We start from the raw sequence: 26,996 nt of genomic DNA, 5'->3' as shown, positions 1-26,996 counted from the left end.
CGGGGCCTCAGACCGTCGCGGGCCGCACGACGATGGTGCGCCCGGCGACGCCCGCGAGCAGCGACCAGACCGCGATGCCGATCAGCAGGTTGATGAGCCCGGACAGGGCCGCGGCCGTGACGTCGCTCGACCAGGCGAACGGGAGCACGGCGATCACCACGATGATCAGAGCCATGATCCAGCCGAAGAACGCGCGCGGGCGCGGCGTGCTGAGGATGAGCAGGTGCAGGACGCCCGCCGCGAGGACGGCGAGGATCGCGCCGTCGATCGCCCACGCCGCCTGGCGCGACGAGGTGCCGAACAGGTCCGGCGGCGGGACGAGCGTGATCGCGAAGATGCGCTCGAAGATGATCACGCCGAGCAGCCCGATGAGCGCGGCGACGAGCGCCGTCGCCGCGGCTCCCGCCCAGAACCGGCCCGCCTCGACCGCGAGGCGCGGGTCCGCGGGGTTGACCGGAGGCCGCGGTTCGGGGAACCCGGCCTGCGGGTCCGTCGGGGGGATCGCGGGGGGCTGGGCGTGCTGCGGCACGGGCGGCTGCCCGTACCGGCGCGTCGGGGGGTTCTGCGGGTCGTAGCCGCCCGGCGTCGGGTCGCTCATCGTCACTCCTCGGTCGGTCGCCGCCGTGCCCGGGGGCGGCGGACGGCTCAGTGGATGGACGCTCGTGTCCATCCTCGCGGAACCTGTGGCACCATGTGCCCTGTGACACACCTCGTCTCCCAGCTCATTATCGAGTAGCGCGCCCGGTAGCACTCACCGGACGCGCAGACCTCCCGCACCCTCGGGGGGTTTTTTTGTTGCTGGGCACCACCCCCGCCCGGCGGCACGGATGCCGGCCTCCCGCCTCACGAGGGCCCCGCCCGGCGTCCTGGGAGACGGACCAGAGGGACGGACGCTGCGGCGTCCGCGACACGACGAACGGCAGGAAGAGGCACCATGACCTCGGCGACGACCCCCGTGACCGGCCCCCGCGAGCCCCGGGTCTTCCACGTCTACGACACGACCCTGCGCGACGGCGCGCAGCAGGAGGGCATGAACCTCTCCGTCGCCGACAAGCTCGCCATCGCACCGCTGCTCGACGAGCTCGGTGTCGGGTTCATCGAGGGTGGCTGGCCGGGCGCGGTCCCCAAGGACACGGAGTTCTTCCGCCGCGCCGCCAAGGAGCTCGACCTCCGGCACGCCGTGCTCGCCGCGTTCGGCGCGACGCGCAAGGCGGGCCTGCGCGCGTGGGACGACCCGCAGGTGCGGGCGCTCGTCGACTCCGAGGCGCCGGTCGTGACGCTCGTCGCCAAGTCCGACGTCCGGCACGTCGAGCGCGCGCTGCGCACGACCCCCGCCGAGGGCCTCGCGATGATCACCGACACCGTGTCGTTCCTCGTGGGCGAGGGGCGCCGGGTCGTCGTCGACGCCGAGCACTTCTTCGACGGCTACCGGTACGACGCCGCCTTCACGCGGTCCGCGGTGCAGGCCGCGTTCGAGGCGGGGGCCGAGGTCGTCGCGCTGTGCGACACCAACGGCGGGATGCTGCCGACCTGGGTGGTCGAGGTCGTCGAGGAGCTGCGCGACGCCGTCGGGCTCCCGCACGGGCGCGACGCGCTCCCGGGCGACGCGCTGCTCGGCATGCACGCGCACAACGACTCGGGCTGCGCCGTCGCGAACACCCTCGCGGCCGTCGAGGCGGGCGCTGCCCACGTGCAGGGGACGGTCAACGGGTACGGGGAGCGCACGGGCAACGTCGACCTGCTGACGGTCGTCGCGAACCTCGAGCTCAAGCACGGTCTGCGCACGCTGACCGGCGAGGGCCTGGAGGAGGCGACGCGCATCTCCCACGCGGTCAGCGAGATCACCAACATCTCCCCGTACGCGCGCCAGCCGTACGTCGGCGCGAGCGCGTTCGCGCACAAGGCCGGTCTGCACGCGAGCGCGATCAAGGTCGACCCGGACCTCTACCAGCACATCGACCCGACGGCGGTCGGCAACGACATCCGCATGCTCGTCTCCGACATGGCCGGCCGCGCCTCGATCGAGCTCAAGGGCCGCGAGCTCGGCTTCGACCTGTCGGGCCAGGGCGAGCTCCTCACGCGCGTGACCAACCGGGTCAAGGACGACGAGGCGAACGGCTACACGTACGAGGCCGCGGACGCGTCGTTCGAGCTCCTGCTGCGCGAGGAGATCACGGGCGAGCGGCCGCCGTACTTCCGGGTCGAGAGCTGGCGCACGATCGTCGAGCGCGCGGGGTCGCGCGGCACCGAGGCGACGGCCGAGGCGACCGTCAAGCTGCACGCCGGCGGCGAGCGCATCGTCACGACCGGCGAGGGCAACGGTCCGGTCAACGCGCTCGACCACGCGCTCCGGCTCGCGCTCGGCCGCGTCTACCCCGAGATCGACGTGTTCGAGCTCATCGACTTCAAGGTCCGTATCCTCGACACCGAGCAGGGCACCGACGCGATCACGCGCGTGCTCATCGAGACGACCGACGGCTCGACGTCGTGGTCGACCGTCGGCGTCGGCCCGAACCTCATCGAGGCGGCCTGGGAGGCGCTGACCGACTCCGCGATCTACGGGCTGGTCCACGCGGGGGTCGAGCCCCGCTGACCGGGCTCGGCTCGGCGGCGGCCGCGCCCGGGCGTCCGCGACGACGGTCTTCAGCGGGGGTGACCGACGTCTCCCGCCGATCCGTGGCCTCGCGGGCTTAGGGTGGACGGGTGCGTGGTGAGTACAAGGTTCCCGGTGGCAAGCTCGTGGCGGTCGACGTCGAGGTGGAGGCCGGGCGGCTCGCTCGCGTCGCGGTGAGCGGCGACTTCTTCCTCGAGCCGGACGACGCGCTCGAGGAGATCGACGGCGCGCTGACGGGCATGCCCGAGACGGCGACGGTCGCGCAGCTCGCGAGCGCCGTCCAGGGCGCGCTCGGCGAGGACGTCACGATGATCGGCTTCTCGCCCGAGGCGGTGGCCATCGCGGTCCGTCGCGCGCTCGGGCACGCCACGGGCTGGGGAGACCACACGTTCGAGATCGTGCACGAGGGTCCGGAGGAGCCGGCGATGCACCTCGCGCTCGACCAGGTGCTCACGGAGGAGCTCGACACCGGCCGGCGCGGCCCGACGCTGCGGATCTGGGAGTGGGCGTCGCCCGCGGTGATCATCGGGTCGTTCCAGTCGCTGCGCAACGAGGTGGACCCGGAAGGTGCGGAGCGCCACGGCGTGACGGTCGTGCGCCGCATCTCCGGCGGGGGCGCGATGTTCGTCGAGCCCGGGAACACCATCACCTACTCGCTCTACGTCCCCGGGTCGCTCGTCGAGGGGCTGAGCTTCGAGCGCTCGTACGCGTTCCTCGACGACTGGGTGCTCGGTGCGCTCGCGGAGGTCGGCGTCGAGGCGACGTACAAGCCGCTCAACGACATCGCGTCCCCCGCGGGCAAGATCGCGGGAGCCGCGCAGAAGCGGCTGCGCGGGGGAGCGGTGCTCCACCACGTGACCATGGCGTACGACATCGACGCCGACAAGATGCTCGAGGTGCTGCGGATCGGCCGCGAGAAGCTCTCGGACAAGGGCACGACGAGCGCGAACAAGCGCGTCGACCCGGTGCGCTCGCAGACGGGCATGGCGCGCGAGGACGTCATCGAGGCGTTCAAGGAGCACTTCCGGTCGCGCTACCGCACGGTCGAGGGCAAGGTCACGCCCGAGGAGCGCGAGCGCGCCCAGGAGCTCGCGCGGACGAAGTTCTCGACGCCGGAGTGGACCGCGCGCGTCCCGTGACGCCGTACCTCGCGACGTAGAACCCCCGGTCGCGAGGTAGAGCTCCCCGGGTTCTACGTCGCGACGGCGGGTCCTACCTCGGCGTGGGTCGCGGGCCGAAGACGGCGGTGCCGACGCGGACGATCGTCGCGCCTTCCGCGACGGCGAGCTCGAGGTCGCCGCTCATGCCCATGGAGAGCTCGCCAGCGGCCGCGGTTCCCGGTGCGCCCGAGACTGCGACGGCGTCGCGCACCGCGCGCAGGCGCGCGAAGCCCGCGCGCACCACCGTCTCGTCCGGCGAGTTCGCACCGATCGTCATGAAGCCCCGCAGACGCAGACCGTCGAGCGCGGCGACGGCGGTCGCGAGGGCGGCGGCGTCGTCGGGCCGGGCACCCGACTTGGACTCCTCGTCCGAGACGTTCACCTGGACGAGGACGTCGAGCACGCGGCCGTCGCGCGCGCAGCGCGCCGCGAGCGCCTCGGCGAGCGCGAGCGTGTCGACGCTCTCGACCCCCGTGGCCGTGGCGAGCACCTGGTTCACCTTGTTGCGCTGGAGGTGGCCGATCATGTGGACCTCGACACGCCCTGCCGCCACGAGGTCGGCGAGGTCGGGAGCCTTCGCGACGAGCTCCTGGACGCGGTTCTCGCCGATCAGGTCCGCGCCGGCCTCGACGGCCGCGCGCACGGCGTCCGCCGGCTGCGTCTTGGTCGCGACGAGCAGGCGCACGTCCGACGGCTCGCGCCCCGCCGCGCGCGCGGCGTCGTCCACCCGGGACCGCACCCGGACGAGATTCTGCGCGATCTGCGCGGGCAGCACGGACGACGGCTCGGGGAGGGGCATGCGGTCAGTCTAGGTCGGGCGGGCCGCCCGAGATCCGGGTCGTCTCAGGGTGGTCCCGGATCGGCACCGGCGGCCTGATCGGCGAGAATGGAGGGGAAAGGACGGTGCCGTGAAGACACTGCTCAACATCATCTGGCTCGTGTTCGCCGGGCTGTGGCTCGCCCTGGGCTACGTCCTGGCGGGCATCATCTGCTGCCTCCTCATCGTGACGATCCCGTTCGGCATCGCGTCGTTCCGCATCGCGGGCTACGCGCTGTGGCCGTTCGGCCGCACGGTCGTCGACAAGCCGACCGCGGGCGCGTGGTCGACGATCGGGAACGTCATCTGGGTGGTCGTGGCCGGTATCTGGCTCGCGATCGGGCACGTGGTCACCGCGATCCCGCTGTTCGTGTCGATCATCGGCATCCCGCTCGGGATCGCGAACCTCAAGATGATCCCGGTCTCGCTCCTGCCGCTCGGCAAGGACATCGTCCCGACCGACGCCCCGTACACCGCCTACCAGCGCTGACGGACCGCCGAGGGGGACCGCGGGCCGCGCGAGACAGAACGCTCGTCTCATGAGGGAGAACGCTGGCACGGGACCAGCGTTCCACCTCGGCGATCCTCGGTTCTATCTCGCGATCGGGGCCGTGGTGCCCGCCGTGAGGCGCAGAAGGTCTCCCGGCGCGAGGCCGACGTCGAGGCCGCGGCGCCCGCCCGAGACGTAGACGGTGTCGAACGCGAGCGCGGTGTCGTCGAGGAACGTGCGGTGGCGCTGCTTCTGGCCCAGGGGCGAGATGCCGCCGACGACGTAGCCCGTCGCGCGCTCGGCCGCGGCGGGCTCCGCCATGGTCGCCTTCTTGCCGCCCGCCGCCTTGGCGAGCGCCTTGAGGTCGAGCTGGCGGTCCACCGGGACGATCCCCACGACGAGCGCCCCGCCGTCGACCACGGCGAGCAGGGTCTTGAACACCTGCTCCGCCGGCACCCCGATCGCCGCCGCGGCCTCCAGGCCGTACGACAGGTCGCTCGATGGGTCGTGCTCGTAGGGGTGCAGCGTGTGGGCGACGCCCTCGCGCTCGAGGAGCGCGACCGCGGGTGTGCCGGCGTGCGCGGACGACTTCGACTTCTTGGCCACGGGCCGATTCTGCCGCAGCGCCCCGCTACACGTTGACGTCGAGCAGCGAGCCGATCGCGTAGGTCACGCCCATCGCGATGGCGCCACCGACGACGGTCCGGGCCGTCGCGCGCCGGGTCGGCGCGTTCCCGAGCCGGGCCGAACCCCACCCCGTGAGCATGAGCGCGAGCACGACCGCGACGAACGTGAGCGGGATGCGCACGCTCGCCGGGGCCAGGAGGATCGCCGCGAGCGGCAGCAGCCCGCCGACGGTGAACGACGCGATCGACGCCCCGGCGGCCTCCCAGGGGCTCGTGAGCTCGTCCGGGTCGAGGTGGAGCTCGGCGTCGGCGTGCGCGGCGAGCGGGTCACGTTCGGTGAGCTGGACGGCGACCTGGCGGGCGAGGTCCGGCGTCAGGCCCTTCGCCTCGTAGATCCCGGCGAGCTCGTCGAGCTCGGCGTCCGGCATCTCGGCGAGCTCACGGCGCTCGGTCGCGAGCAGCGCCTTCTCGGTGTCGCGCTGGGTGCTCACCGACACGTACTCGCCCGCGGCCATCGAGAGCGCCCCCGCCAGCAGCGCCGCCCCGCCCGCCGTCGCGATGACGGGGATCGACGTGCTCGTCGCGGCGACGCCCACGACGACGCCCGCCGTCGACACGATGCCGTCGTTGGCGCCCAGGACCCCTGCACGCAGCCGGTTGAGCCGTGACCCCGTGCTCTCCGGGTGGTGGGGTTCGCCGGGGTGCCGGCCGGTGCGCGGTGCGTCGCTCATGGCTTCACCGTAGGGGCCCACCGGCGGAGCGCGACCGGGGTGACGCGCGACCCGGCACGTCGAAAAGAGGGGGCTCGGACCGGGGCGGTGGTGTGTGATCGACGCATGATCGAGACGAGGACCCCGGACGTCGACGGGCTGGGCGAGGTCGTGGACGTGCTGCGCGCGTGGCAGGACGACGCGGCGCCGCTCCAGCTGCACCCCGGCGACGTGGGGTGGTTCTGGCGGTTCGGCGCTCCGGCGACCGCCGTCGCGCTGCGGACGTGGCGCCGCGACGGGCGGGTGGTCGCCGTCGGGCTGCTCGACGGACCGGACCTGCTCCGGCTCGCGATCGCTCCCGACCAGCTGCACGACGACGAGCTCGCGCTCCGCCTCGCCGACGACGCCACCCGGCCCGAGCGCGGCGTGCTGGGGGAGGGCGGGGCGTCGGTCGAGGCACCGGCGGGAGCCCGCGTGGATGCGCACCTGGCCGCGGCGGGCTGGCGCGTCGACGAGCGGTGGGCGCTCCTGCGTCGCGACCTGGCCGTCCCGGTCGAGGAGCCGGGGGTCCGGGTGCGGGAGGTCGGGCCGTCGGAGGCCGGCGCATGGGCCGAGACGCTCCGCTCGTCGTTCGGCGGGACGCGGGCCGCGCCGGAACGCTGGCACGCCCTGGCGACCGGGCTCCCGTACGCCGACGCGCACTGCCTCGTGTTGCACGACGGCCCGCCCGTCGACGGCCCGCTCGTCGGTGGCCCGTCGGACGGCGAGGCGGCCGACGCCGGCCTGGCGCCCGCCGTGGCGGTGATCGGCGTGTGGTCGGCCGGCCCGGGCCGACCCGGGCTGATCGAGCCCATGGGGGTGCACGCCGACCACCGCGGCCGTGGCCTCGGCCGGGCGGTCACCCTCGCCGGCCTGGCGGCGCTCCGCGAGCTGGGCGCCTCGAGCGCGCTCGTCGCGACGCCGGCGTCCAACGTCGGGGGCGTCGCCACGTACGTCGCCGCGGGCTTCACCCACCTGCCGGAGCGGTTCGACCGGCGGCGCCAGGTCGGCTGACCGCGCCCGCCCGCGGCGCCCGGGAGTGAGACCGACGACGCAGGTCACGCCCGGTCCCTTACGCTGCTCGGCGTGACGCAGGGGAACTTCACGGACGACCGACCGACCACACGCGCGGAGCGCTACGAGCACGGGAGAGGAGTGTTCGGCGCGGTCAACGCGACGGCGGGCGCCGTCCTCGCGGAGGCGCTCGCGGACGTGTCGCCCGAGCTCGAGCACCAGATCTCGGCGTGGGCGTACGGCGAGATCTACGCGCGCCCGCACCTGGAGCCGCGCGACCGGCAGCTCGTCACGCTCGGGATGCTGAGCGCCCTCGGCGGGTGCGAGCCCCAGCTCGAGATCCACGTCCGCACCGCGCTCGACGTCGGCCTCACGCCGGCCGAGATCGTCGAGGCGCTCCTCCAGTCGGCCGTCTACTGCGGGTTCCCGCGGGCGCTCAACGCGACGGCCGTGGCGAAGCAGGTCTTCGCCGAGCGCGGGCTGCTGCCGCTCTCCTGAGCGCGCTCGGGACCGGCGGCGCCCGGTCCGTGGCGCTGCGGCCCGTTCCGTGGTGCCCGTCCTTCGGGTGCCCGGCCTACAGCGGCCCGACCGCGAGCACGGTCACGACCGGCTCGCCCGCCTCGTCGCTCGCCGCGAGGTCGACGCTCGCCGTGACCGCCCAGTCGTGGTCGCCCGCCGGGTCGTCGAGCACCTGCCGCACGAGCCACGTGCCCGCGGGGACGACCCCGCCCGGGGCGTGCTCCGCCGTCGGGCCCTCGTGGCCGGCCGGGACCTCCGCGCCGGCCTCGACGACCTGGAACAGCGCGGCGGCACGGGCCCCGGGGCCGATCCCGATCGCGTCGTCGCCCTGGTCCTCGAACAGCGGGTCGAGCGCGTCGCCCCACGCGTCCGCGTCCCAGCCCGCGCCGCCGTCGAGCGCGCCGAGCGCGCGGTAGTCCTCGCGGGACGCGAGCTCGACGCGGCGGAACAGCGCGTTGCGCACGAGCCGCCGGAACGAGCGCGGGTTGCCCGTGACCGGCCGGGTCGGCGCCTCGGCGCCCGCACCCGAGAGCGGGCCGTCACCGACCTCGGTGTCCGCGTCGTCGTCGACGGGGTGCGCCAGGCGCTCCCACTCGTCGAGCAGCGAGGAGTCGACGCCGCGGACGAGCTCGCCGAGCCACTCGACGATCTCCTGCACCTCCTCGGTGCGGTGCTCCTCCGGGACCACCTGCCGCAGCGCACGGTAGGCGTCCGCGAGGTAGCGCAGCACGACGCCCTCGGTCCGCTCGAGCCCGTAGACGGACACGAACTCGGCGAACGTCATGGCGCGCTCGACCATGTCGCGGACCACGGACTTCGGGGAGAGCTCGGCGTCCGCGACCCAGGGGTTGGACCGCTTGTACATCGCGAACGCGGGCGCGAGCAGCTCCTCGAGCGGCTTGGGCCACGTGATCTCCTCGAGCAGCGCCATGCGCTCCTCGTACTCGTACCCCTCCGCCTTCATCGCCGCGACGGCCTCACCCTTGGCGGCGTTCTGCTGCGCGTAGAGCACCTGGCGCGGGTCGTCGAGCGTCGCCTCGATGACGGAGACGACGTCGAGCGCGTGGGTCGCGCCCTCGACGTCGAGCAGGTCCAGGGCGGCGAGCGCGAACGGTGAGAGCGGCTGGTTGAGCGCGAACTCGCGCGGCAGGTCGCCCACGAGCCGCACGCTCGGGCGGTAGCCCTCCGGGCGCGACGGGTCCTCGATGCGCACACGCTCGACGATCCCCGCCACGCGGAGCGAGCGGTAGATGCGCAGCGTCTGGCGCACGTGCTCGCGGCGCTGCGTGTCCGTGTCGTGGTTCGCGAGCAGCAGGTGCCGCATCGCCTCGACGGGGTCGCGGCGGGGGTCGGCGGGGTCGACGTGCCCACGCCCGTGCTGGGCCGTGCGCGCGAGCACGTTGAGCACCATCGCGTGGGTCACGGTGAAGTGGCTGGTCAGGGGCTCGGGCTCGGCGTCGCGCAGGCGCTCGAACGTCGCGTCGGTCCAGTTCACGGACCCCTGCGGAGCCTTCTTGCGAACGATCTTCTTGAGCTTCTTCGGGTCGTCGCCCGCCTTGGCGAGCATCTTGCGGTTCTCGATGACGTGGTCGGGGGCCATGACGAGCACCTCGCCCACGGTGTCGTACCCGGCACGGCCCGCGCGGCCGGCGATCTGGTGGAACTCGCGCGCCGTGAGGTGGCGCATGCGCTCGCCGTCGAACTTCACGAGGCTCGTGAGCAGGACCGTGCGGATGGGGACGTTGATGCCGACCCCGAGGGTGTCCGTGCCGCACACGACCTTGAGCAGGCCCGCCTGCGTGAGGCGCTCGACCACGCGGCGGTACTTGGGGAGCATGCCCGCGTGGTGCACGCCGACGCCGTGCCGCAGGAACTTGCTGAGCGTCTTGCCGAACCCGGTGCCGAAGCGGAAGTCGCCGAGCTCGGCCGCGATCGCCTCCTTCTCGGACTTCGTCGCGACGTTCATCGACAGCAACGACTGCGCGCGCTCGACGGCGTCCTTCTGCGTGAAGTGCACGACGTACACCGGCGCACGGCGGGTGCTGACGAGCTCCTCGATGACCTCGGTGAGCGGCTCGACGACGTAGCTGAAGTGCAGCGGGACCGGCCGCTGGGCAGTGGTCACCTCGGCGACCGGACGCCCGGTGCGCTCCTCGAGCTCCTCGACGAACCGGGTCGTGTCGCCGAGCGTCGCGGACATGAGCAGGAACTGGGTGTTCGGCAGCTCGAGCAGGGGCACCTGCCACGCCCAGCCGCGCTGCGGGTCGGCGTAGAAGTGGAACTCGTCCATGACGACCTGGGAGATCGCGTCGTCATCCGTACCGGCACCCTCGCCGCCGCGGCGCAGCGCGATGTTCGCGAGGATCTCCGCGGTGCAGCAGATGATCGGGGCGTCGGGGTTCACGGCGGAGTCGCCCGTCGTCATGCCGACGTTCTTGGACCCGAACGCCGCGACGAGCGCGAAGAACTTCTCGCTGACGAGCGCCTTGAGCGGGGCCGTGTAGTACGTGCGGCCGCCGCGGCCCGACCGGTGCGCGGCGAGCGCGGCGAACTGCGCGCCCATCGCGACGAGCGACTTCCCCGAGCCGGTGGGCGTCGACAGGATGACGTGCGAGCCGGTGACCAGCTCGATGAGCGCCTCGCTCTGGTGCGGGTAGAGCTCGAGGCCCTGCTCGGTCGCCCACGTGGTGAACCCCTCGTAGAGCGCGTCCGGGTTGGGGGCCTTGCCCGTCGGGGCGGGCACGTGCGCGAGGAGAGCCGGGGTGCGGCCGGTCGTGGTGGTCACGGCACGAGTCTGTCAGGTGTCGCGCGCCCCGGGTGTCGGTCCGTCGCGCGGCGTTCGCGCCACGCCCGGTCACGCGCCGCACCCGGCGTCGCGGCTGACCAGAGGTTGCCGAACCCGGGGTTGCTCCCCGGTTCGCCACCGAACTGGGGGACAACCCCGGGTTCGGCAGCTCGGAAGATCGGGGCAAGGGGGTTGATAGCGCTGTCAACGTGTGCGAGGGTATGCGGCGGGACCGGCGTCGAGGCTGGGCCCGGCCTCCGAGTCATCGATGACCACCGACCCCACGCCGCCGTGGGACCAAGGGGAGCACCACATGCGGACAGACAGCGCTGTCAACGCTGATCGCGATCCATTCCCGGCACGTACCGGACCGTCACTCTCTCGCCCGTCGCGTGCCAGCGGACGTCGGCGTCGCGCGGGCGCCGTCGTCGCGCTGGCCACCGCGGCGAGCCTCGCGCTCCCGCTGGCCGCGTACGCGGCGCCCGGGCTCGTGGCGTCGCCCACGACCACCGCCGGGACGGAGGCAGCGACGGGGTCCGATGCCGCCGCTGCCGCCGTCGACGGCCCGCTGGTCGACTACGTCAACCCCCTCATCGGGACCAAGGACGACGGCAACACCTACCCGGGGGCGGCCGTCCCGTTCGGCATGGTGCAGCTCTCGCCGGACAACGGGCACAACGTCGGCTACGACTACGACCGCACGTCGGTCCGCGGGTTCTCGCTCGTGCACCTGTCCGGCGTCGGTTGCGGCCTCGGCGGCCCGCTCCCGACCCTGCCGACGACGGGTGCGATCACCTCGACCGACTACGGCCAGTACGCCCTCGGCTTCTCGCACGACGACGAGGAGGCCTCGCCCGGCTACTACCGCGTGGGTCTCCAGGCACCCGCGGGCACGATCGAGGCCGAGCTCACCGCGACCGCGCGCACGGGCGTCCAGCGCTACACGTTCCCCGCGACGGCGCAGGCGAACGTCCTGCTCAACGCCGGCCAGGCGCTCAACCGGGTCACGGAGTCGGACGTGCGCGTCGTCGACGACCGCACGGTCGAGACCCGCATCACCGTGCGCGGCTTCTGCCAGGACACCGAGCCGCAGACGATCTGGACCCGCACGACCTTCGACCGCCCCTTCGTCGCGCACGGCACGTGGGACGGCGCGACCGTCACCGCGGGCTCGGACGCCGCGTCCGGCGGCGAGGGGCGCCGCGGCGCGTACGTCACGTTCGACACGACCGGCGGCGACCTCGACGTCGAGGCCGTCACCGCGATGAGCTACGTGGGTGCCGACGGCGCCGCGGCGAACCTCGCCGCCGAGGCCGGCGCGTTCGACGCCGTGCACGACGCCGCCCGCTCGGCCTGGGAGGAGCGCCTCGGCCTGGTCCAGGTCGCGCAGGGCGACCAGGACGACCTGCGGACGTTCTACTCGTCGCTCTACCGCAGCTTCCTCGCGCCGAACGTCGGCTCCGACGTCGACGGGCGTTACCGCGGCTGGGACCAGGAGGTCCACGCCGCCGAACCGGACTTCACCTACTACCAGAACTACTCGCTCTGGGACACGTACCGCACGCAGCAGCAGCTCCTGTACCTGCTCGCGCCCGAGGAGTCGGCCGACATGGCGCTCTCGCTCGTGCGTCAGGGCCAGCAGGGCGGCTGGCTGCCGCGATGGGGCTACGGCACGGTCGAGACGAACATCATGACCGGTGACCCGGCGACGCCGTTCCTCGTCAGCGCCTGGCGGCAGGGCCTGCTCGCGGGCCATGAGGAGGAGGCGTACGCGGTCCTGAAGGAGAACGCCGACGGCGTCCCGCCCGCCGACTCGCCCTTCAACGGGCGCGCGGCGAACGTCGAGTACCTGCGCGACGGCTTCGTCCCGCACGAGCCCGCGCGCTCGGGCAAGCCCGGCGACTACGACCTCCAGCACGGCGCCTCGGCGACCATGGAGTACGCGCTCGCCGACGCGATGCTCTCGACGATGGCGCGCGGCCTCGGTCACGACGAGGACGCTGACCGGTACGCGGCGCGCGGCCAGAGCTACCGCAACGTGTTCGACCCGCGCACGGACAACTTCCGGGCGCGCAACGCCGACGGCTTCTTCGTGGGTGACGCGGACCCCGCGCACTCCGACGGGTTCCACGAGGGCACGGCGGTGCAGTACCAGTGGCTCGTGCCGCAGGACGTGCCGGGCCTGTTCGACCTCATGGGCGGGACCGACGCCGCGATCGAGCGCCTCGACGCGTTCTTCGCGTACGACGAGCTCGTCGCCGACCCCGCGCGCGTCGCGAGCGAGGTCTGGGTCAACGGCACGTACGACTACTACGGCTGGGAGACCTACAACCCCAACAACGAGCCGAACCTGCACGCTCCCTACGTCTACCTGTGGACCGGGCAGCCCTGGAAGACGACGGACGTCGTGCGCGCCGCGTCGACGCTGTTCACCGACGGCCCGGACGGCGTCACGGGCAACGACGACCTCGGCACGATGTCCGCGTGGCACGTGCTGTCGTCGATCGGCGTGTACCCGATCGTCCCGGGCACCGACCTGTGGGGCCTGACGACGCCGCTGTTCGACGACGTGACGATCACGCTCGACCCCGAGGTCTTCGGTCGGGACTCCCTGCACCTCACGGCGGACGGTGTCGCGCCCGACGCGCACTACACGCAGTCCGTCTCGCTCGGCGGCGAGCCGCTCGACCGTGCCTGGGTCACGGGCGACGAGCTCACCGCGGCGGGCACGCTCGACGTCGCGGTCGGCTCCGAGCCGTCCGCGTGGGCGACCGACCCCGCGGCCTCGCCGGGCGCCGTCGTGCCCGCGGACGGCACGGTCGAGCGCCTGTTCGTCGGGGCGACGCCGCGGCAGCCGGTCCTCGCGCCGGGCGGGCAGACCGACGTCGCCGTCCAGGTCGTCGCGCAGGGCGCGGGGACGTCCAGCGGGACGCTCGAGGTGACGTCCGACGGCGCGGTCACCGCGACGACCGACCTCGCCGACTGGACCGCCGAGTCCGACGGCCTGCCGGCCACGGTCGAGGGCACGGTGACGCTCTCCGCACCTGCGGACGCCGAGCCGGGGCTCCACACCGTGCGGCTCGTCGTGCGCGACGCCGCGGGGACCGAGGCGGTGCGCGAGGTGCAGGTCGTGGTGTCCGGCGAGTCGTGGATCGCGGACGCGTTCGACAACGTCGGCATCGGCGACGCCGGGGCGGCCAACGCGAACCTCGACGGCTCGGGCGCCTACCTCCTGCGCGACCTGCTCGCGGACCTCGGCGCCGTCCAGGGTCTGGAGCTCACCGTGCCGGGAACGGACCTCACCTACACGCTCGGGGCCCCGCCGGCGGGCGCGCCCGACAACGTCGCCGCGAGCGGCGAGGTCCTCGAGGTGCCCGAGCACCTGCGCTCGGCCCGTCACCTCTCGGTGGTCGGGACGAGCACGCACGGCACGCACGGGGGAGGCCTCGTGCTCGGGTTCGCGGACGGCACGTCGCAGACCGTCGACGTGCGGCTCAGCGACTGGTGCACGGGCTCGCCCGAGCCCGGCAACATCACGGTCGCGAAGGCCGGGGCGCGCGGCGACCGCGAGAACGTGCAGAAGATCGGCTGCGGGCTCTACGCGACCGCGCCCGTCGCGATCCCGGAGGGCAAGGTCCTGACGTCGGTCACGCTGCCGAGCGACGAGCGGTTCCACGTGTTCGCGATCGCGACCGACGCGACCGGGGTCGCCCCCGCGCCGCAGGTCGAGGTCACGGCGCAGGCCCGCTGCCTCGGCGGGAAGGCGTTCGTCGCGGTGCGCGCGCTCAACACCGGCGAGCAGCCCGCCGCGATCGAGCTCGCGACCCCGTACGGCTCGAAGCTCTTCGGCGACGTGGCCCCCGGGGCGAACGCGTACCAGTCGTTCGCCACCCGCGCCGCCGCCGTCGAGGCGGGCGAGGTCACGGTGACCGTGACGACGCCCGACGGCGAGCCCCAGCAGGTCACGGCCGCGTACGACGCCGCCGCCTGCTCCTGATCGACGGTGGCGCGGGGCCGTACGGTCCCGCGCCACCGTCCTCCACGCTCCTTCCCGCTCCTTCGTCCCGTGAGGACCCGCATGTCTCGAACACGTCCTGCGCGCACCACGGTGCGGCGCACCGTCGCGGCGCTCTCGGCCACGGCGGTCCTGGCCGCCGGCCTCTCGCTCGCCCCCGCCGTCGGGCTCGCGGGCCCGGCGCTCGCGGCCGCACCCGACCTCGTCGAGGACCCCGTCTCCTTCGTCGACCCGTTCGTCGGGACCGGCCAGGCGACGGGCGTCGTCGGGGAGATCAACAACTTCCCCGGGCCGTCGATGCCGTTCGGCATGATGCAGCTCTCGCCCGACACCCAGGTCTCGGTGGGCAACGGCGACAAGGCGTACGCGGGCTACCGCTACTCGCACCAGGCGATCCGCGGCTTCTCCATGACCCACGCGGCCGCCGGGTGCTGGATCTTCGGCGACGTCCCGATCCTCCCAGTGACGGGCGACGTCGGGCAGTACCCGTGGGACCGCAAGGAGGCGTTCAGCCACGACGCGGAGAGCGCCGAGGTCGGCCGGTACGCGGTGACGCTCCAGTCGTCGGGGATCGAGGCGGAGCTGTCGGCCGCGACCCGCTCGGGCGGGCTGACGTTCGACTACCCCGAGGGCGGTGCCGCGTCGCAGGTGATCGTCAACGCCGCGGGCTCGCTCGCGAGCGTGCGCAACGCGACGGTCGAGGTCGAGGACGCGCGCACGGTCACCGGCTCGGTGACGAGCGGCGGGTTCTGCGGCAAGAACAACACCCACACGACGTACTTCGCGATCGAGCTCGACCAGGACGCGCAGGCGTTCGGCACGTGGCAGGGCTCGACCGTCTCGCCCGGCGACCCGTCGGCCGACGGGAACGGCGCGGGCGCGTGGCTCACGTTCGCGCCCGGCGCGACCGTGCACGCGAAGGTCGGCATGTCCTACGTGAGCGTCGAGGGCGCGCGCGCCAACCTCGCGGCCGAGATCCCGGGCTTCGACTTCGACGCCGTCCGGGACGCGAACCGCGCCGCGTGGTCCGACCTGCTCGGGAAGGTCCGCGTCGCGGGGCAGGACGCCGACGACCTCACGATGTTCTACACGTCGCTCTACCACTCGCTGCTGCACCCGAACACGTTCACCGACGTGGACGGCCGGTACGTCGGGTTCGACGGCGAGACCCACCAGGCGCCCGCAGGGCACGAGCGGTACGCGAACTTCTCGGACTGGGACACCTACCGGTCGCTCGGCGCGCTCCAGGCGCTGCTGGCGCCCGACCGTGCGTCGGACATGGCGCAGTCGCTCGTCGAGGTCGCCGACCAGTCCGGCTGGCTGCCGCGCTGGCCGGTCGCGAACCAGCACACGGGCCAGATGACCGGTGACTCCTCGGTGCCGCTCATCGCGAGCATGTACGCGTTCGGGGCGCGCGACTTCGACGCGGAGTCGGCGCTCGCGCACATGGTCAAGGGCGCGACGAGCGCCGCCCCGACCGCGAACGGCTACGTGCAGCGGCGCGGGATCGAGACCTACCTCGAGCGTGGCTACGCACCGCAGACCGAGGAGTTCCGGGGCGACCACCGCGTCGTCGGCGCGTCCATCACGCTCGAGTGGTCGATCGCCGACTTCGCGATCGGGCAGCTCGCGGCCGCGCTCGGCCAGGAGGACGTCGCCACCGAGTACGCCGCGCGCGGCCAGTGGTGGCAGAACGTCCACGACCCCGTGACCCGCACGGCGGGCGCCCGCAACGACGACGGCACGTTCGTGCGGTCGCAGGGCGGCGGCGGGTTCGGGCAGGAGGGCTTCGACGAGGGCAACGCCGAGCAGTACACGTGGCTCGTGCCCCAGAACGTCGCGGCGCTCACGGACGCGCTGGGCGGGCGCGAGGCCGTCGCGGAGCGGCTCGACGCCTTCACGGCGCAGCACAACGCCGGCCCGAACGAGCCGTACCTGTGGATCGGCAACGAGCCCAACTTCGGCGTCCCGTGGCTCTACGACTACGTGGGGCAGCCCTGGCGCACGAGCGAGCTCGTCGACGAGCTCACGTCCACGCTGTTCCGGCCCGAGCCGAACGGCAAGCCCGGCAACGACGACCTCGGCGCCCAGGCCGGCTGGTACGTGTGGGCCGCGATGGGCCTGTACCCGACCACGCCGGGCACGGACGTCCTCGCGCTCAACGCGCCGAGGTTCGACCGGGTCGTGGTCGACCTCGGCGAGGGCGACACGCTGGACCTGCGCGCGCCCGGCGCGTCGACCGGCGCCCGCTACATCAGCGGCGTCACGGTCGACGGCGTGGCCTGGGACGGGACCTCCCTGCCGCGCCACGTCGCGCACGACGGCGGCGTCGTCGAGCTCGCGATGTCGACCGCGCGCGACACGACGTGGGGGACCGCGGTCGAGGACGCCCCGCCGTCGTGGCGCGACGGCGAGTCCGCCGTGGTCGCCGCGGCGGACCCGGGCCTCGTGACGGTCGCGCCCGGCGGGTCCGCCGACGCGTCGGTGGCCGTGCAGCTCTTCGGTACCGACGCCGCGGACGTGCGCGTCGCGGTCGACGCCCCCGACGGCATCGGGGTCGGCGAGCCCGCGCTCGTCGACGACGGCTCGGGCCACCTCACCGGCACGGTCCCCGTCCAGGTGGGTGCCGGCGTCGCGTCCGGCTACCACGACGCGCGGCTCGTGGTCTCGGCCGGGGACGACGACGTCGAGGTGCCGCTCACGGTGCTCGTCGCCGCGCCCGGGTCGCTCGTCGCGGCGTACGACACGGTCGGCACCGCGCCCGAGGCGAACCGCGGCGTCGGGAACTTCGACGCGGCCGGCAACTCGTTCTCGCGCGAGGCGCTCGCGGACGCCGGGCTCACGCCCGGGTCGGCGCACGAGGTCGACGGCCTGCCGTTCACGTGGCCGTCCTCACCCGTGGGGCGCCCGGACTCGGTCACGCTCACGGGCGAGACCGTGCGGCTCGACGCGCCGACGAGCCGGATCGCGTTCGTCGGAGCGGCGACCGACGGGACCCACCGTGGGACCGCGGTCGTGACGTTCGACGACGGCAGCACCGCGACCACGACGATCGGCTTCGGCGACTGGGTGCTGCCGAGCGCGGACGGGTCGCCCGTCGAGGGCAACTCCGTCGTCGCGAAGATGAACCGGCGCAACGGCGACAAGGACAGCGCGTTCGTGTTCGCCACCGCCCCGTACACCGCGCCCGAGGGCCGGCGCGTGGTCGCGGTGACGTTCCCCGACGTCGACGACCTGCACGTCTTCGCGATCGCGACCGAGCGTCCCGCGGACGTGCACCTCGTCGACGTGACGGTCTCCCCGCGCTGCCTCGCCGGGACCCCGCACCTGGCGGTGCGCGCGGCGAACGTCTCCGCCGGGGCCGTCGACGTCGACCTCACCACCGGCGTGGGCGTGCGGTCCTTCACGGCCGTCGTCCCCGGCGCGAACGCCTACCAGTCGTTCGCCGCTCGCGGCGCGACGGGGGACGTCGACGTCACCGTCACGGCCACGGGGGAGGAGGGGACGCAGACGGTCACGCAGACCGTCGTCGTCCCGCGCTGCTCCTGACCGACGGCGGGCACGCACCGAGCGCTCGGTGCGTGCCCGCCGTCGCGCTCGCCCGCTGTACCCGCAGTACCGCACGACCGCACGACCGCACGACCGGTCTCACCGACCGCACCGACGCACGACCGACAACGACGAGAGGGACGACCCATGACCGGTACGACGACGTACCCGGCCCCGCGACCCCGCGACCGCCGGACCACCGCGCCGCTCGCCCTGCTGGCGGCGCTCACGACGCTCGCGCTCGTGCTCGCCGCGGCGCTCCAGGCGCCGGCGGCGCGCGCCGCGGAGGCGTTCACGCCGACCGAGGTGGTCGGCGCCGGCACGACCTGGCGCTACCTGGACGACAACACCGACCCGGCCGCGGGTGCCGCCGACCGGACCGCGTGGGCGGACCCGGCGTTCGACGACGCGGCGTGGAAGACCGGCAAGCCGGGCTTCGGCGCGGTCAACGGGACCGCGAGCGGCATCGGCGGCGGCAACACCATCACGACCCTGCTCGACTACTGGATCACCCAGACGCCCAAGGTCGTCGTGCCCGCGTACTTCTTCCGCACGACCGTGACCCTCGACGCGGCCACGCTCGACGAGATCACCGGCCTGCGCGGCACGCTCGTCTACGACGACTCCGCCACCGTGTACGTCAACGGCGAGCGCGTCGCGGGGTGGGGCGACTCGATGATCACCCGGAACCTGCAGTACCAGGACAAGGCCGGTGCGACCGCGCCCCTGCGCGAGACGCTCGTGATCCCCGCGGAGGCGCTCGTCCCCGGCGAGAACACGATCGCGGTCGAGATCCACCAGTGCAACGAGACGAGCTCGGACGTCTTCTTCTCCCTCGCGCTCTCCACGACCGACGACCCGTCGATGCCGTTCCCGCAGGACGTCCTCGACCGGACCTACGCGTCCGACGCGACGCCGTCGGCCCCGGCCGGGCAGGACTGGTTCACCTGGACGCTGCGCGGGTTCGCCGACCTGCGGGCGAACCACCCCGAGATCCTCTCGCCCAACGAGCCCGGCCAGCCCACGAGCGCCAACGACCTGGGCTCGCTCGCGCGCAACAACGCGTACGTCGCCGCTGACGCGCAGGTGCAGCGCGCCCTGACCGACGGGCGGGGCTCGGCGTACGAGACGATGGCGGACGCGCTCGGCAGCGAGCTGGGGCCGATCTACCGCGACGCGCTCGCCGACGGCCGCCTCCCCAAGACGAAGGCCCTGCTGTCGGGGCGCGTCGAGAAGTCGGTCGGCAACCACGAGCCCGCGAAGGCGGCGTACAACTACAAGCGGCCGTTCGTCAGGTTCGGCTTCACGTCCGCGGGCGGCCACGTCAACGCGTTCGAGACCTCCGGCAGCTATGAGGGGCTCCGCAACAACGGTTCGTTCCCCAGCGGGCACACCAACCACGGCTACGCGCAGGGCACCGTGCTCGCCACCCTCCTGCCGGAGCTCGCGCCGCAGATCCTCGCGCGCGCGTCCGAGTACGGCGACAACCGCCTCGTGCTCGGCTTCCACTACCCGCTCGACGTCATGGGCGGGCGCATGACCGGGCAGAACATCGCGCAGCTCCGGTGGTCCGACCCCGCGTTCCGCGTGCTCCTCGAGCAGGCGCGCACCGAGCTCGTCACCGTGCTGGAGCGGGCGTGCGGCGACGCGATCGCCGTGTGCGCCGAGGACCAGGTGCCCTACCTCCCCACCGACCAGGCGCTCGCGGTCTACGACCAGCGACTCACGTACGGGTTCCCGCGCGTCGGTGCGGCGGGCCGCGAGGTCCAGGTGCCGGCGGGCGCCGAGGACCTGCTGCGCACGGCGTTCCCCGACCTCACCGGCGACCAGCGGCAACTCGTCCTCGCGGCGACCGCGCTCGACTCGGGCTACGCGCTCGACGTCGCAGGGGAGGCCGAGTGGCAGCGCGTCGACCTCGCGGCCGCGATGGCGGCGGACGTCGTCGTGAACGCCGACGGCACGCTCACCGTGGACGGCGAGGTCGTGGGCGAGCCGACGGCGCCGCTGGTCGACGTCGAGACGTCCGCGCGGTGCCTCGCCGGCACGCCGTACGTCGCGGTCCGCGCTCGCAACGTGTCCGACGGCGCGCTCGCCGTCGCGCTCGTCACCGGCGTGGGGGAGAAGTCCTTCGCCGCGGTGGCCCCCGGCGCCAACGCGTACCAGTCCTTCGCCGTGCGCGGCGTGGAGACGGGGGCGGACGTGCCCGTGACCGTCACGGCGACCGGCCCGGGCGGCGCGACCCAGGAGGTCGCGCGGGGCGCCGTCGTCCCGGCCTGCGGCTGACGGACCGACCCGGGAGGCGCCGAGGGAACGCCTCCCGGGTCATCTCCTGGTCGGCTCCCTGGCGCCTCGCCGACCCGTCGGGCACGCTGGTGCCCCGCAGCGACGACGGAGGCGCAGTGACCGAGGAGTATCAGGGCAAGCCGGCGACCCACGCGGAGACGCCGCAGGAGTGGCGGGCGTGGCTCGCCGAGCACCACGACGACCCCGAGCCCGGGGTGTGGCTCCTCACCTGGCGGCGCGAGAGCGGCCGCGCGACCTACGGGTACGAGCCCTGGATCGAGGAGGCGCTGTCCTACGGCTGGATCGACGGGCAGGCCGCGACGGTCGACGCCGACCGGCACGCGCTGTGGTTCACGCGCCGCCGGCGCGGCAGCCGCTGGACCCGGCTGAGCAAGGAGCGCGTCGCCCGCATCGAGGCGGACGGGCGCATGACCGAGTCCGGCCGTGCCGTCGTCGAGGCGGCGAAGGCCGACGGGTCGTGGACGCGGCACGACGACGCCGAGGCGCTCGTCGTGCCCGAGGACCTCGCCGCGGCGCTCGCCGAGAGGGCGGGCGCTCGCGAGCACTTCGACGCGTTCACGCCCGGGGTCCGCCGCTCGATCCTCGGCTGGATCGTCGAGGCGAAGCGTCCCGAGACCCGCGCGCGTCGGATCGCGGAGACCGCCGAGCAGGCCGAGCAGGGCGTCGCGGCCCACCAGCCGCGCCGCTAGCCCGAACGCTCAGCGCACGACGCCCAAGGCGGCGGCCGTGGCGTCGTCGGCGGGGAAGAACGACTCGATCGCGATCTCGTCGAGCGTGACGTCCCGGGGGGAGCCGAACACCGTCATCGTGTAGAGGAACGCGAGCTCGCCCTGCGGGGTCGCGAGGCGCAGGGGCACGACGGCGTCGCTCGCCGGGGAGCGGTCGTCGCGCCGGCGCTCCTCGTGGGGCAGGTAGCCCTCCACCTCGGCGAGCAGGTCGACGAGCGCGGGGTCGCCCGTGCGGTCGAGCTGGCGGCGCACGCGCCGTCGGACGTGCGCACCCCACTCCGCGAGGTTCGCGATCCGCGGGGCGAGGCCGTCGGGGTGCAGGGTCAGGCGCAGCACGTTCACGGGCGGCTCGCGCAGCCGGTCGGGCACGCCGTCGAGGAACGTGCTCGCGGCAGCGTTGGCGGCGAGCAGGTTCCAGCGCCCGTCGACGGCCATCGCGGGGAACGGCTCGTGCCCGGCGAGCACGAGGTCGACGGCGCGGCGGGCCGCCGCGAGCGTCGCGGTCGACAGCGGCGTCTCGCGGTGCCGCGGGGCGTAGCCCGCCGCGAGGTAGACGTCGTTGCGCGCGCGCAGCGGGACGTCGAGCTCGTCGCACAGGCGGTCGATCATGTCCCGGCTGGGCTGCGCCCGGCCCGTCTCCACGAAGCTGACGTGGCGCGCCGAGACGTCGGCGCCCAGGGCGAGGTCGAGCTGCGAGCGCCGACGCCGCACGCGCCACTCGCGCAGCATCGATCCGGCGGGTGCGTCCACGGGAGGCATGGACCCACTCTGTCGTTCCTCGGGGAGCCCGCCAACTACCCCCGAGGTCATCGACACCGTGTCGCGGTCCGGCCGACGGTGGTGGTCCGGCCACCCGCCGGACCGTCACGGCGCCGCGGACCAGGCGCCGCCCGAGGAGGGACCATGACCGAGACGACGACGCGGACCGCGACGGCGGTCGAGCGCTACCTGGAGTTCTGGAACACGGCGGACGCGGCCGAGCGCGACCGGCTCGCGTGCGGCACGTTCTCCCGCGACGTCGAGTACGTCGCACCCGTGACGCGCGCCGTGGGGTGCGACGCCGTCCTCGCGTTCGCGACCGAGCTGCTCACGCACGTCGCGCGGCACCGGTTCGAGGCGCGTGCGGAGCCGGACCTGCTCGAGGACCGGCTGCGGCTGCGCTGGCGCGCGCTCGCACCCGACGGGTCGGAGTTCGCGACGGGCACCGACGTCCTGCAGGTCCGGCCGGACGGGCTCGTGTCGTCGGTGACGACGTTCCTCGACCGCGCGCCCGACGGCTTCGCCCCCCACCACCACTGACCCGCCGAGTGCATGAAATAGTCGCTGTCGCATCGCTACGACGGCGACTATTTCACGCACTCAGCGGGGTCGGGGGCGTCAGGAGAGGTCCCAGAGCAGGCGGTAGTAGGCGATGCGCTCGGGGTCCGGGTCGATGCCGTAGCCCGCGTAGACGTGGCCGTCGTACCCGGGGCCGTAGTTCCACTCGGTGCTCCACGCCGCGACGGCGAGGTCGGCCCAGCGGTCGGCGATCCCGAGCGAGCCGAGGTCGACGTGCGCGGCGAACGCGCCGTCGTCGTGCAGGAGCGTGTTGGGGACGCACGCGTCGCCGTGGCACACGACGAGCCGGTCGACGGCGGGGGCCGCTGCGAGCCGGTACCTCGCCTCGGCGACGGTCAGGCTGCGGTGCTCCGGGAACCACCCGTCCGGGCCGTCGCCGCGGGCGAGGCGCGCGTCGGCGTTCGCCACGCGGTCCTCGACCGCCCAGGTGAACGGGCACGACGCGACGGGCAGCGCGTCGTGCAACGCTCGCAGCCCCTGCCCGATCGCGACGGCGGCGGTCGCCGGGTCGGCGACCCAGCGCGGCTCGACCGCCGACCGTCCCGGGACGGCGCGCGTGACGAGCCAGGCGCCGTCGTCGTCGGAACCCTGGGCGAGGACGCGCGGGACCGGAGCGCGGTCGCCGACCCACGCGAGCCGCGCGGCCTCGCCCGGCAGGTCGATCTCGGGCGTCCCGGCGGGCACCCACTTCGCGTACCGGACGTCGCCCGTCGACCCGACGGCGGGCTCGAGGCGGAACGTCAGGCCACCGAGCCCGTTGCGCCACACAGGGGTGACGACGTCGTCGCCCGCGAGCGCGCGGACGGCGTCGGGCACGACGACCGGACCGGTCGGGACGGCGGCGAGCGGGGGGCGGGTCATGCGCGCGATCCTCGCACGACGCCGTCCGACGCATCAGGAGCGGGTCGCCGACCTCCCTCCGGACGGGGGCGCGGGACCTCGACGGCGGGAGCACCCTGCCGGTCCTGCGACGACGGAGGGAACGACGATGACGACCGTCCTGACGACACTGCCGACCTGGCCGCGCGTGCGACGCGGCGCCAACGGGCACCCGGTCCAGACGCTCCAGCACCTGCTGCGCCACCGCGGGCACGAGATCGCCGTCGACGGGCTGCTCGGGCCGCGCACGGAGGGCGCCGTCCGTGCCTTCCAGGACGCGGCCGGCCTCGACGTCGACGGCGTCGCGGGGCCGGCGACGTGGGCCGCGCTCGTCGTGGTGGTGCGCCGGGGGAGCGTCGGCGAGGCCGTGCGAGCGGTGCAGCGCGAGGCCGTCGCGCGCGACCTCTCCGGCGGACCGGACCCGGTGCTCGCCATCGACGGGCAGCTCGGCCCGCGCACCGAGGCCTGGGTGCGCGGCTTCCAGGACGCGCTCCACGCGGGCTTCCCGGAGGTCGTCGTCGACGGCGTCGTCGGGCCCGTGACCTGGCGCTGCCTCGTCAGCGGGATGCTCTCGCACTGACCTCCGCCCGCCCGGCACGCCCCGACGCGCCCTGCTACGTTGCGGCACATGGAAGCGTCGGTCTGGCTGCCGGCCCTGCTCGGGATCGTCGGTGTCCTCGCTGGTTCGCTGAGCAGCGGGTGGGTGCAGTCACGCTCCGCGCAGCGGCAGGCGGACGTGGCAGAACGGGTGCGTCGCGACGAGCTCCGGCGTAGCGCCTACGCCGACTACATCGAGGTCAACTCCCGGACCCGGATGGTTCTCGCGCGACTCTCGACGGAGCTGAGCGTCGACGGAGAGTCCGACCGAGCCGACGAGCTCGCACGACAGCTCGATGCGCTCTTCGACGCACGGCTGGCCGCCGAGTCTCGCGTCGCGGTGGAGGGCTCCGCGCAGGTGGCCGAAGCGGTGGAGAGCCTGCGCGTCACGTTCACGGAGAGTGGCGACGGCGACGACATCGACCCGGAGATGGTCGCCGCCGCCAACGCGAGGTTCCGCGTCGAGAGCAAGAGGATCCTCCGACTCATCCGGGAAGACCTGGGGACGACGTAGCGCGCAGCCCGGGTAGACGCGCTACGTCCCGGTCTCACCGAGCAGGCTGCGGCACGCGTCGAGCAGACGCGCGCGCAGGACCGCGCCGCGCTCGGCGAACTCGCGCTGGTGGCGCACGTACTCGGCCTTGCCCTCGGGCGTCTCGATCGCGACGGGGTCGAGCCCGTACGACGACACGTCGTAGGGCGACGCCCGCATGTCGACGACGCGGACGTCGCGCGCGAGCTCGAAGCAGTCGAGAACGAGGTCGCCCGGCACGGCGGGGGTGAGCTTGAGGGCCCACTTGTAGAGGTCCATGGTCGCGTGCAGGCAGCCGGGCTGCTCCAGGGCGGGCTGGGTCTCGCGCGTCGGCCGCAGGCGGTTGAGCGGGCCGGCCTCGGGGGTGAAGAAGCGGAACGCGTCGAAGTGCGAGCACTGCACCGGGTGGGACTCGACGACGCGGTCGGTGCCGTCGTGCCCGAGGCGCAGCGGCAGCGGGTGCCGGTGGTCGCGGCCGGTGGCCCGGTCGCGGTAGACCATCGCCCACTCGTGCAGCCCGAAGCACCCGAACCGGCCGGGCCGCGAGGCCGTGGCGGCGAGCAGGGCGTGCAGGTAGCGCACCGTGTCGCCGCGGTCGGCGAGGAACGCGTCGGTGTCGAGCGTCAGTCCGGCGGGGGTCTCGCGGTACCACCGCCACGCGCCGCGCACCGTGTACGGGTCGGCGGGCGCGTCGTCGGGCCGAGGTGCGCTCTCGGGGGCGGGCACGTGGCCCGCCGGCCGGGCGAGCACGACGCCGGGGCCCGGGTGCCAGCGGCGGAGCTGCGCCGGGCGTGTGGGGTAGTAGGTGAAGAGGAAGTCCTCGATCGCGTGCTTCTCGCCGCGCGGCTTGCGCTCGCGCCACCCGGCGGTGAACGCGTCCGCCCGCTCCGCGTGGGCGTGCTCGCGCGCCGTCCATGCCTCGGCCGCGAGCACGACCGGTCCGACGACGTCGGTCGTCGGGGCGGTCGCGGTGTCGGTCGGGGGCACGGTTCCAGGGTACGAGAGCGCTGGGGCGGCGCCGACGAGCCGGCCGACGAGACGGTTTCACCCGGGCGGACGTTTTCCCGATGTGGGCGCGAGCGGGAAGAATGCTCGTGAACGTGCTGTGAAGGCCCGGCACGCCCGACCGGACGACCTCCCGTCGACCGGCCACCCGACCCGTTGGACCGATCTCGCGGCGACGCCGCGGAGGAGCACCATGTCGCAGCCGCCCACGGCACCGCAGGACCCGTACCAGTTCGACCCCTACCGGCCGCACGGCGCCGAGCCCGGGCAGCAGGCGCCGTCGCACGACGCCTGGGCGCCGCAGGGCGAGGCGCCGACGCAGCCGTACGGCTCGGCGGACGGCGCGTACGCCGCCCCGGGCTACGGTGCGGCGCCGGAGCAGGCTCCCTACGGCGCGGGCCAGGCACCCTACGGCGGCCAGGCGCCCGCGTACGGCGCGGACCAGCAGCAGGCGTACGGCCAGCAGCCCGGGTACGGCCAGCCGTACGGCGACCCCGCGCAGCAGCCCTACCCGCAGCCGTACCCGGACCCCGCGCAGCAGGCGTACGGCCAGCCCTACGGCGACCCGGCGCAGCAGCCGTACGGCAGCCCGTACGGCAACGGCTACTCGGCGTACACCGCGCCCGCCCCGGCGACGAGCACGGTCGCGATCGTCGGCTTCGTCCTGGCGATCCTCGGCTTCCTCGGGAGCTGGATCCCGTTCGTCAACATCTTCGCGGCCCTGCTCGGCATCACCGGGGTCGTGCTCGGGTTCGTCGGGCTGTCGCAGGTGAAGCAGGGGCGGTCGGGCAAGGGCTTCTCGATCACGGCGATCGTGCTCGGCGTGCTGTCCGTCCTGGCGACGATCCTCATGTGGGTGGTCTTCGTCGTCGCGGCGAACGAGGCGTCGACGCAGTACGAGCAGACGCTGTCCGAGATCCAGGAGGACTCCGACCGCGCGTTCGGCGAGGCCACCGAGGACGTCCTCGCCAACGACCTCGGCGTCGAGTTCGGCACCTTCGAGGGCACGGCCGACGAGCTCGGCTGGGTCGAGTCCTCGCTCCCGGTCACGTTCACCAACACGTCCGACGAGCCCCTCACGTTCGACATCGACGTGGACGCGGTCGCCGCCGACGGCACCGTGATCGAGAGCGACTGGGCGTACTCGGAGACGCTGGAGCCGGGTGCCTCCGAGACCGTGGAGATCTTCGACTTCATCGACGCCGAGAACCTCGAGGCCATGAAGACGGCCACGTTCGAGGTGACGCAGGCGAGCGCGTACTGACGAGGGCGATG

General features: G+C 74.0%; 21 protein-coding genes. 13 read left to right on the top strand and 8 right to left on the bottom strand.

What is annotated here, in order from left to right:
- Positions 1 to 7: 7 nt before the first annotated feature.
- Positions 8 to 598: a hypothetical protein gene (locus ACFVN3_RS17720; protein WP_378234268.1), complete on the bottom strand. Its 591-nt coding sequence runs from the start codon at positions 596 to 598 to the stop codon at positions 8 to 10.
- Between the two features lie 336 nt (positions 599 to 934).
- On the opposite strand from ACFVN3_RS17720, the gene cimA reads away from it, so the two are divergent.
- Both cimA and ACFVN3_RS17710 read left to right on the top strand, forming a co-directional pair.
- Positions 935 to 2,593 (top strand): citramalate synthase, encoded by a 1,659-nt coding sequence (gene cimA / locus ACFVN3_RS17715; RefSeq protein WP_378234266.1) that lies wholly within the window; start codon positions 935 to 937, stop codon positions 2,591 to 2,593.
- 110 nt (positions 2,594 to 2,703) lie between these two features.
- Positions 2,704 to 3,753 (top strand): biotin/lipoate A/B protein ligase family protein, encoded by a 1,050-nt coding sequence (locus ACFVN3_RS17710; protein WP_378234265.1) that lies wholly within the window; start codon positions 2,704 to 2,706, stop codon positions 3,751 to 3,753.
- 73 nt (positions 3,754 to 3,826) lie between these two features.
- On the opposite strand, the gene ACFVN3_RS17705 is transcribed toward ACFVN3_RS17710, so the two are convergent.
- Positions 3,827 to 4,573 carry a YggS family pyridoxal phosphate-dependent enzyme gene (locus ACFVN3_RS17705; RefSeq protein WP_378234264.1) on the bottom strand — a complete coding sequence of 249 codons (747 nt, stop codon included), beginning with the start codon at positions 4,571 to 4,573 and terminating at the stop codon, positions 3,827 to 3,829.
- 109 nt (positions 4,574 to 4,682) lie between these two features.
- On the opposite strand from ACFVN3_RS17705, the gene ACFVN3_RS17700 reads away from it, so the two are divergent.
- Positions 4,683 to 5,081 (top strand): YccF domain-containing protein, encoded by a 399-nt coding sequence (locus tag ACFVN3_RS17700; RefSeq protein WP_378234263.1) that lies wholly within the window; start codon positions 4,683 to 4,685, stop codon positions 5,079 to 5,081.
- A 102-nt stretch (positions 5,082 to 5,183) separates the two neighbouring features.
- Here ACFVN3_RS17700 and ybaK read toward each other — a convergent pair whose 3' ends face one another.
- Both ybaK and ACFVN3_RS17690 read right to left on the bottom strand, forming a co-directional pair.
- A complete protein-coding gene (ybaK, locus tag ACFVN3_RS17695; protein WP_378234262.1) occupies positions 5,184 to 5,687 on the bottom strand; it encodes a Cys-tRNA(Pro) deacylase in 504 nt (167 codons plus the stop codon).
- A gap of 25 nt (positions 5,688 to 5,712) precedes the next feature.
- The gene (locus ACFVN3_RS17690) at positions 5,713 to 6,438 is read right to left on the bottom strand and encodes a VIT family protein (RefSeq protein WP_378234260.1); all 726 of its coding nucleotides are present in this window, start codon (positions 6,436 to 6,438) and stop codon (positions 5,713 to 5,715) included.
- A 105-nt stretch (positions 6,439 to 6,543) separates the two neighbouring features.
- On the opposite strand from ACFVN3_RS17690, the gene ACFVN3_RS17685 reads away from it, so the two are divergent.
- Both ACFVN3_RS17685 and ACFVN3_RS17680 read left to right on the top strand, forming a co-directional pair.
- On the top strand, positions 6,544 to 7,470 hold the full coding sequence (locus tag ACFVN3_RS17685) for a GNAT family N-acetyltransferase (protein WP_378234258.1): 927 nt from the start codon (positions 6,544 to 6,546) through the stop codon (positions 7,468 to 7,470).
- Between the two features lie 72 nt (positions 7,471 to 7,542).
- Complete coding sequence (locus ACFVN3_RS17680) at positions 7,543 to 7,968, top strand: carboxymuconolactone decarboxylase family protein (protein WP_378215760.1); 426 nt, start codon at positions 7,543 to 7,545, stop codon at positions 7,966 to 7,968.
- 76 nt (positions 7,969 to 8,044) lie between these two features.
- Here ACFVN3_RS17680 and ACFVN3_RS17675 read toward each other — a convergent pair whose 3' ends face one another.
- Positions 8,045 to 10,774: a DEAD/DEAH box helicase gene (locus ACFVN3_RS17675; protein WP_378234257.1), complete on the bottom strand. Its 2,730-nt coding sequence runs from the start codon at positions 10,772 to 10,774 to the stop codon at positions 8,045 to 8,047.
- 490 nt (positions 10,775 to 11,264) lie between these two features.
- On the opposite strand from ACFVN3_RS17675, the gene ACFVN3_RS17670 reads away from it, so the two are divergent.
- The 4 genes from ACFVN3_RS17670 (at position 11,265) to ACFVN3_RS17655 (ending at position 21,331) form a co-directional block, all read left to right on the top strand.
- Positions 11,265 to 14,771 carry a GH92 family glycosyl hydrolase gene (locus ACFVN3_RS17670; protein WP_378234256.1) on the top strand — a complete coding sequence of 1,169 codons (3,507 nt, stop codon included), beginning with the start codon at positions 11,265 to 11,267 and terminating at the stop codon, positions 14,769 to 14,771.
- A gap of 81 nt (positions 14,772 to 14,852) precedes the next feature.
- Positions 14,853 to 18,338 carry a GH92 family glycosyl hydrolase gene (locus tag ACFVN3_RS17665; protein ID WP_378234255.1) on the top strand — a complete coding sequence of 1,162 codons (3,486 nt, stop codon included), beginning with the start codon at positions 14,853 to 14,855 and terminating at the stop codon, positions 18,336 to 18,338.
- A gap of 147 nt (positions 18,339 to 18,485) precedes the next feature.
- On the top strand, positions 18,486 to 20,621 hold the full coding sequence (locus ACFVN3_RS17660) for a phosphatase PAP2 family protein (protein ID WP_378234254.1): 2,136 nt from the start codon (positions 18,486 to 18,488) through the stop codon (positions 20,619 to 20,621).
- A 116-nt stretch (positions 20,622 to 20,737) separates the two neighbouring features.
- Positions 20,738 to 21,331 (top strand): YdeI family protein, encoded by a 594-nt coding sequence (locus ACFVN3_RS17655; protein ID WP_378234253.1) that lies wholly within the window; start codon positions 20,738 to 20,740, stop codon positions 21,329 to 21,331.
- Positions 21,332 to 21,340: 9 nt separating this feature from the next.
- Here ACFVN3_RS17655 and ACFVN3_RS17650 read toward each other — a convergent pair whose 3' ends face one another.
- On the bottom strand, positions 21,341 to 22,129 hold the full coding sequence (locus ACFVN3_RS17650; RefSeq protein WP_378234252.1) for a helix-turn-helix domain-containing protein: 789 nt from the start codon (positions 22,127 to 22,129) through the stop codon (positions 21,341 to 21,343).
- A 144-nt stretch (positions 22,130 to 22,273) separates the two neighbouring features.
- Here ACFVN3_RS17650 and ACFVN3_RS17645 point away from each other — a divergent pair, with 144 nt between their 5' ends.
- On the top strand, positions 22,274 to 22,669 hold the full coding sequence (locus ACFVN3_RS17645; protein ID WP_378234251.1) for a nuclear transport factor 2 family protein: 396 nt from the start codon (positions 22,274 to 22,276) through the stop codon (positions 22,667 to 22,669).
- Between the two features lie 78 nt (positions 22,670 to 22,747).
- Here the strand turns inward: ACFVN3_RS17645 and ACFVN3_RS17640 are convergent, their stop codons facing one another.
- Positions 22,748 to 23,569, bottom strand: a complete 822-nt coding sequence (locus ACFVN3_RS17640; protein ID WP_378234250.1) for an aminoglycoside 3'-phosphotransferase — start codon at positions 23,567 to 23,569, stop codon at positions 22,748 to 22,750.
- Between the two features lie 127 nt (positions 23,570 to 23,696).
- Between ACFVN3_RS17640 and ACFVN3_RS17635 the strand changes: the two genes are divergently transcribed.
- Together ACFVN3_RS17635 and ACFVN3_RS17630 are read left to right on the top strand one after the other, a co-directional pair.
- On the top strand, positions 23,697 to 24,167 hold the full coding sequence (locus ACFVN3_RS17635) for a peptidoglycan-binding protein (protein ID WP_378234249.1): 471 nt from the start codon (positions 23,697 to 23,699) through the stop codon (positions 24,165 to 24,167).
- A gap of 48 nt (positions 24,168 to 24,215) precedes the next feature.
- On the top strand, positions 24,216 to 24,698 hold the full coding sequence (locus ACFVN3_RS17630) for a hypothetical protein (RefSeq protein ID WP_378234248.1): 483 nt from the start codon (positions 24,216 to 24,218) through the stop codon (positions 24,696 to 24,698).
- Positions 24,699 to 24,719: 21 nt separating this feature from the next.
- Here ACFVN3_RS17630 and ACFVN3_RS17625 read toward each other — a convergent pair whose 3' ends face one another.
- On the bottom strand, positions 24,720 to 25,703 hold the full coding sequence (locus ACFVN3_RS17625) for a 3-methyladenine DNA glycosylase (RefSeq protein ID WP_378234247.1): 984 nt from the start codon (positions 25,701 to 25,703) through the stop codon (positions 24,720 to 24,722).
- A gap of 211 nt (positions 25,704 to 25,914) precedes the next feature.
- On the opposite strand from ACFVN3_RS17625, the gene ACFVN3_RS17620 reads away from it, so the two are divergent.
- Complete coding sequence (locus ACFVN3_RS17620; RefSeq protein WP_378234246.1) at positions 25,915 to 26,985, top strand: hypothetical protein; 1,071 nt, start codon at positions 25,915 to 25,917, stop codon at positions 26,983 to 26,985.
- The last annotated feature ends 11 nt before the right edge of the window (positions 26,986 to 26,996 follow it).

The organism is Cellulosimicrobium sp. NPDC057862, from assembly GCF_042797035.1.
Lineage (GTDB): Bacteria > Actinomycetota > Actinomycetes > Actinomycetales > Cellulomonadaceae > Cellulosimicrobium.
Note: the sequence above shows the minus strand (reverse complement) of the source record. Positions and strands in the feature narration are given on the sequence as shown.

Coding starts and splice junctions, on each gene's coding strand:
- ACFVN3_RS17720 (WP_378234268.1), bottom strand. CDS start 598: ATGAGCGACCCGACGCCGGGCGGCTACGACCCGCAGAACCCCCCGACG.
- cimA (WP_378234266.1), top strand. CDS start 935: ATGACCTCGGCGACGACCCCCGTGACCGGCCCCCGCGAGCCCCGGGTC.
- ACFVN3_RS17705 (WP_378234264.1), bottom strand. CDS start 4,573: ATGCCCCTCCCCGAGCCGTCGTCCGTGCTGCCCGCGCAGATCGCGCAG.
- ACFVN3_RS17690 (WP_378234260.1), bottom strand. CDS start 6,438: ATGAGCGACGCACCGCGCACCGGCCGGCACCCCGGCGAACCCCACCAC.
- ACFVN3_RS17685 (WP_378234258.1), top strand. CDS start 6,544: ATGATCGAGACGAGGACCCCGGACGTCGACGGGCTGGGCGAGGTCGTG.
- ACFVN3_RS17665 (WP_378234255.1), top strand. CDS start 14,853: ATGTCTCGAACACGTCCTGCGCGCACCACGGTGCGGCGCACCGTCGCG.
- ACFVN3_RS17660 (WP_378234254.1), top strand. CDS start 18,486: ATGACCGGTACGACGACGTACCCGGCCCCGCGACCCCGCGACCGCCGG.
- ACFVN3_RS17650 (WP_378234252.1), bottom strand. CDS start 22,129: ATGCCTCCCGTGGACGCACCCGCCGGATCGATGCTGCGCGAGTGGCGC.
- ACFVN3_RS17645 (WP_378234251.1), top strand. CDS start 22,274: ATGACCGAGACGACGACGCGGACCGCGACGGCGGTCGAGCGCTACCTG.
- ACFVN3_RS17640 (WP_378234250.1), bottom strand. CDS start 23,569: ATGACCCGCCCCCCGCTCGCCGCCGTCCCGACCGGTCCGGTCGTCGTG.
- ACFVN3_RS17635 (WP_378234249.1), top strand. CDS start 23,697: ATGACGACCGTCCTGACGACACTGCCGACCTGGCCGCGCGTGCGACGC.
- ACFVN3_RS17630 (WP_378234248.1), top strand. CDS start 24,216: ATGGAAGCGTCGGTCTGGCTGCCGGCCCTGCTCGGGATCGTCGGTGTC.
- ACFVN3_RS17620 (WP_378234246.1), top strand. CDS start 25,915: ATGTCGCAGCCGCCCACGGCACCGCAGGACCCGTACCAGTTCGACCCC.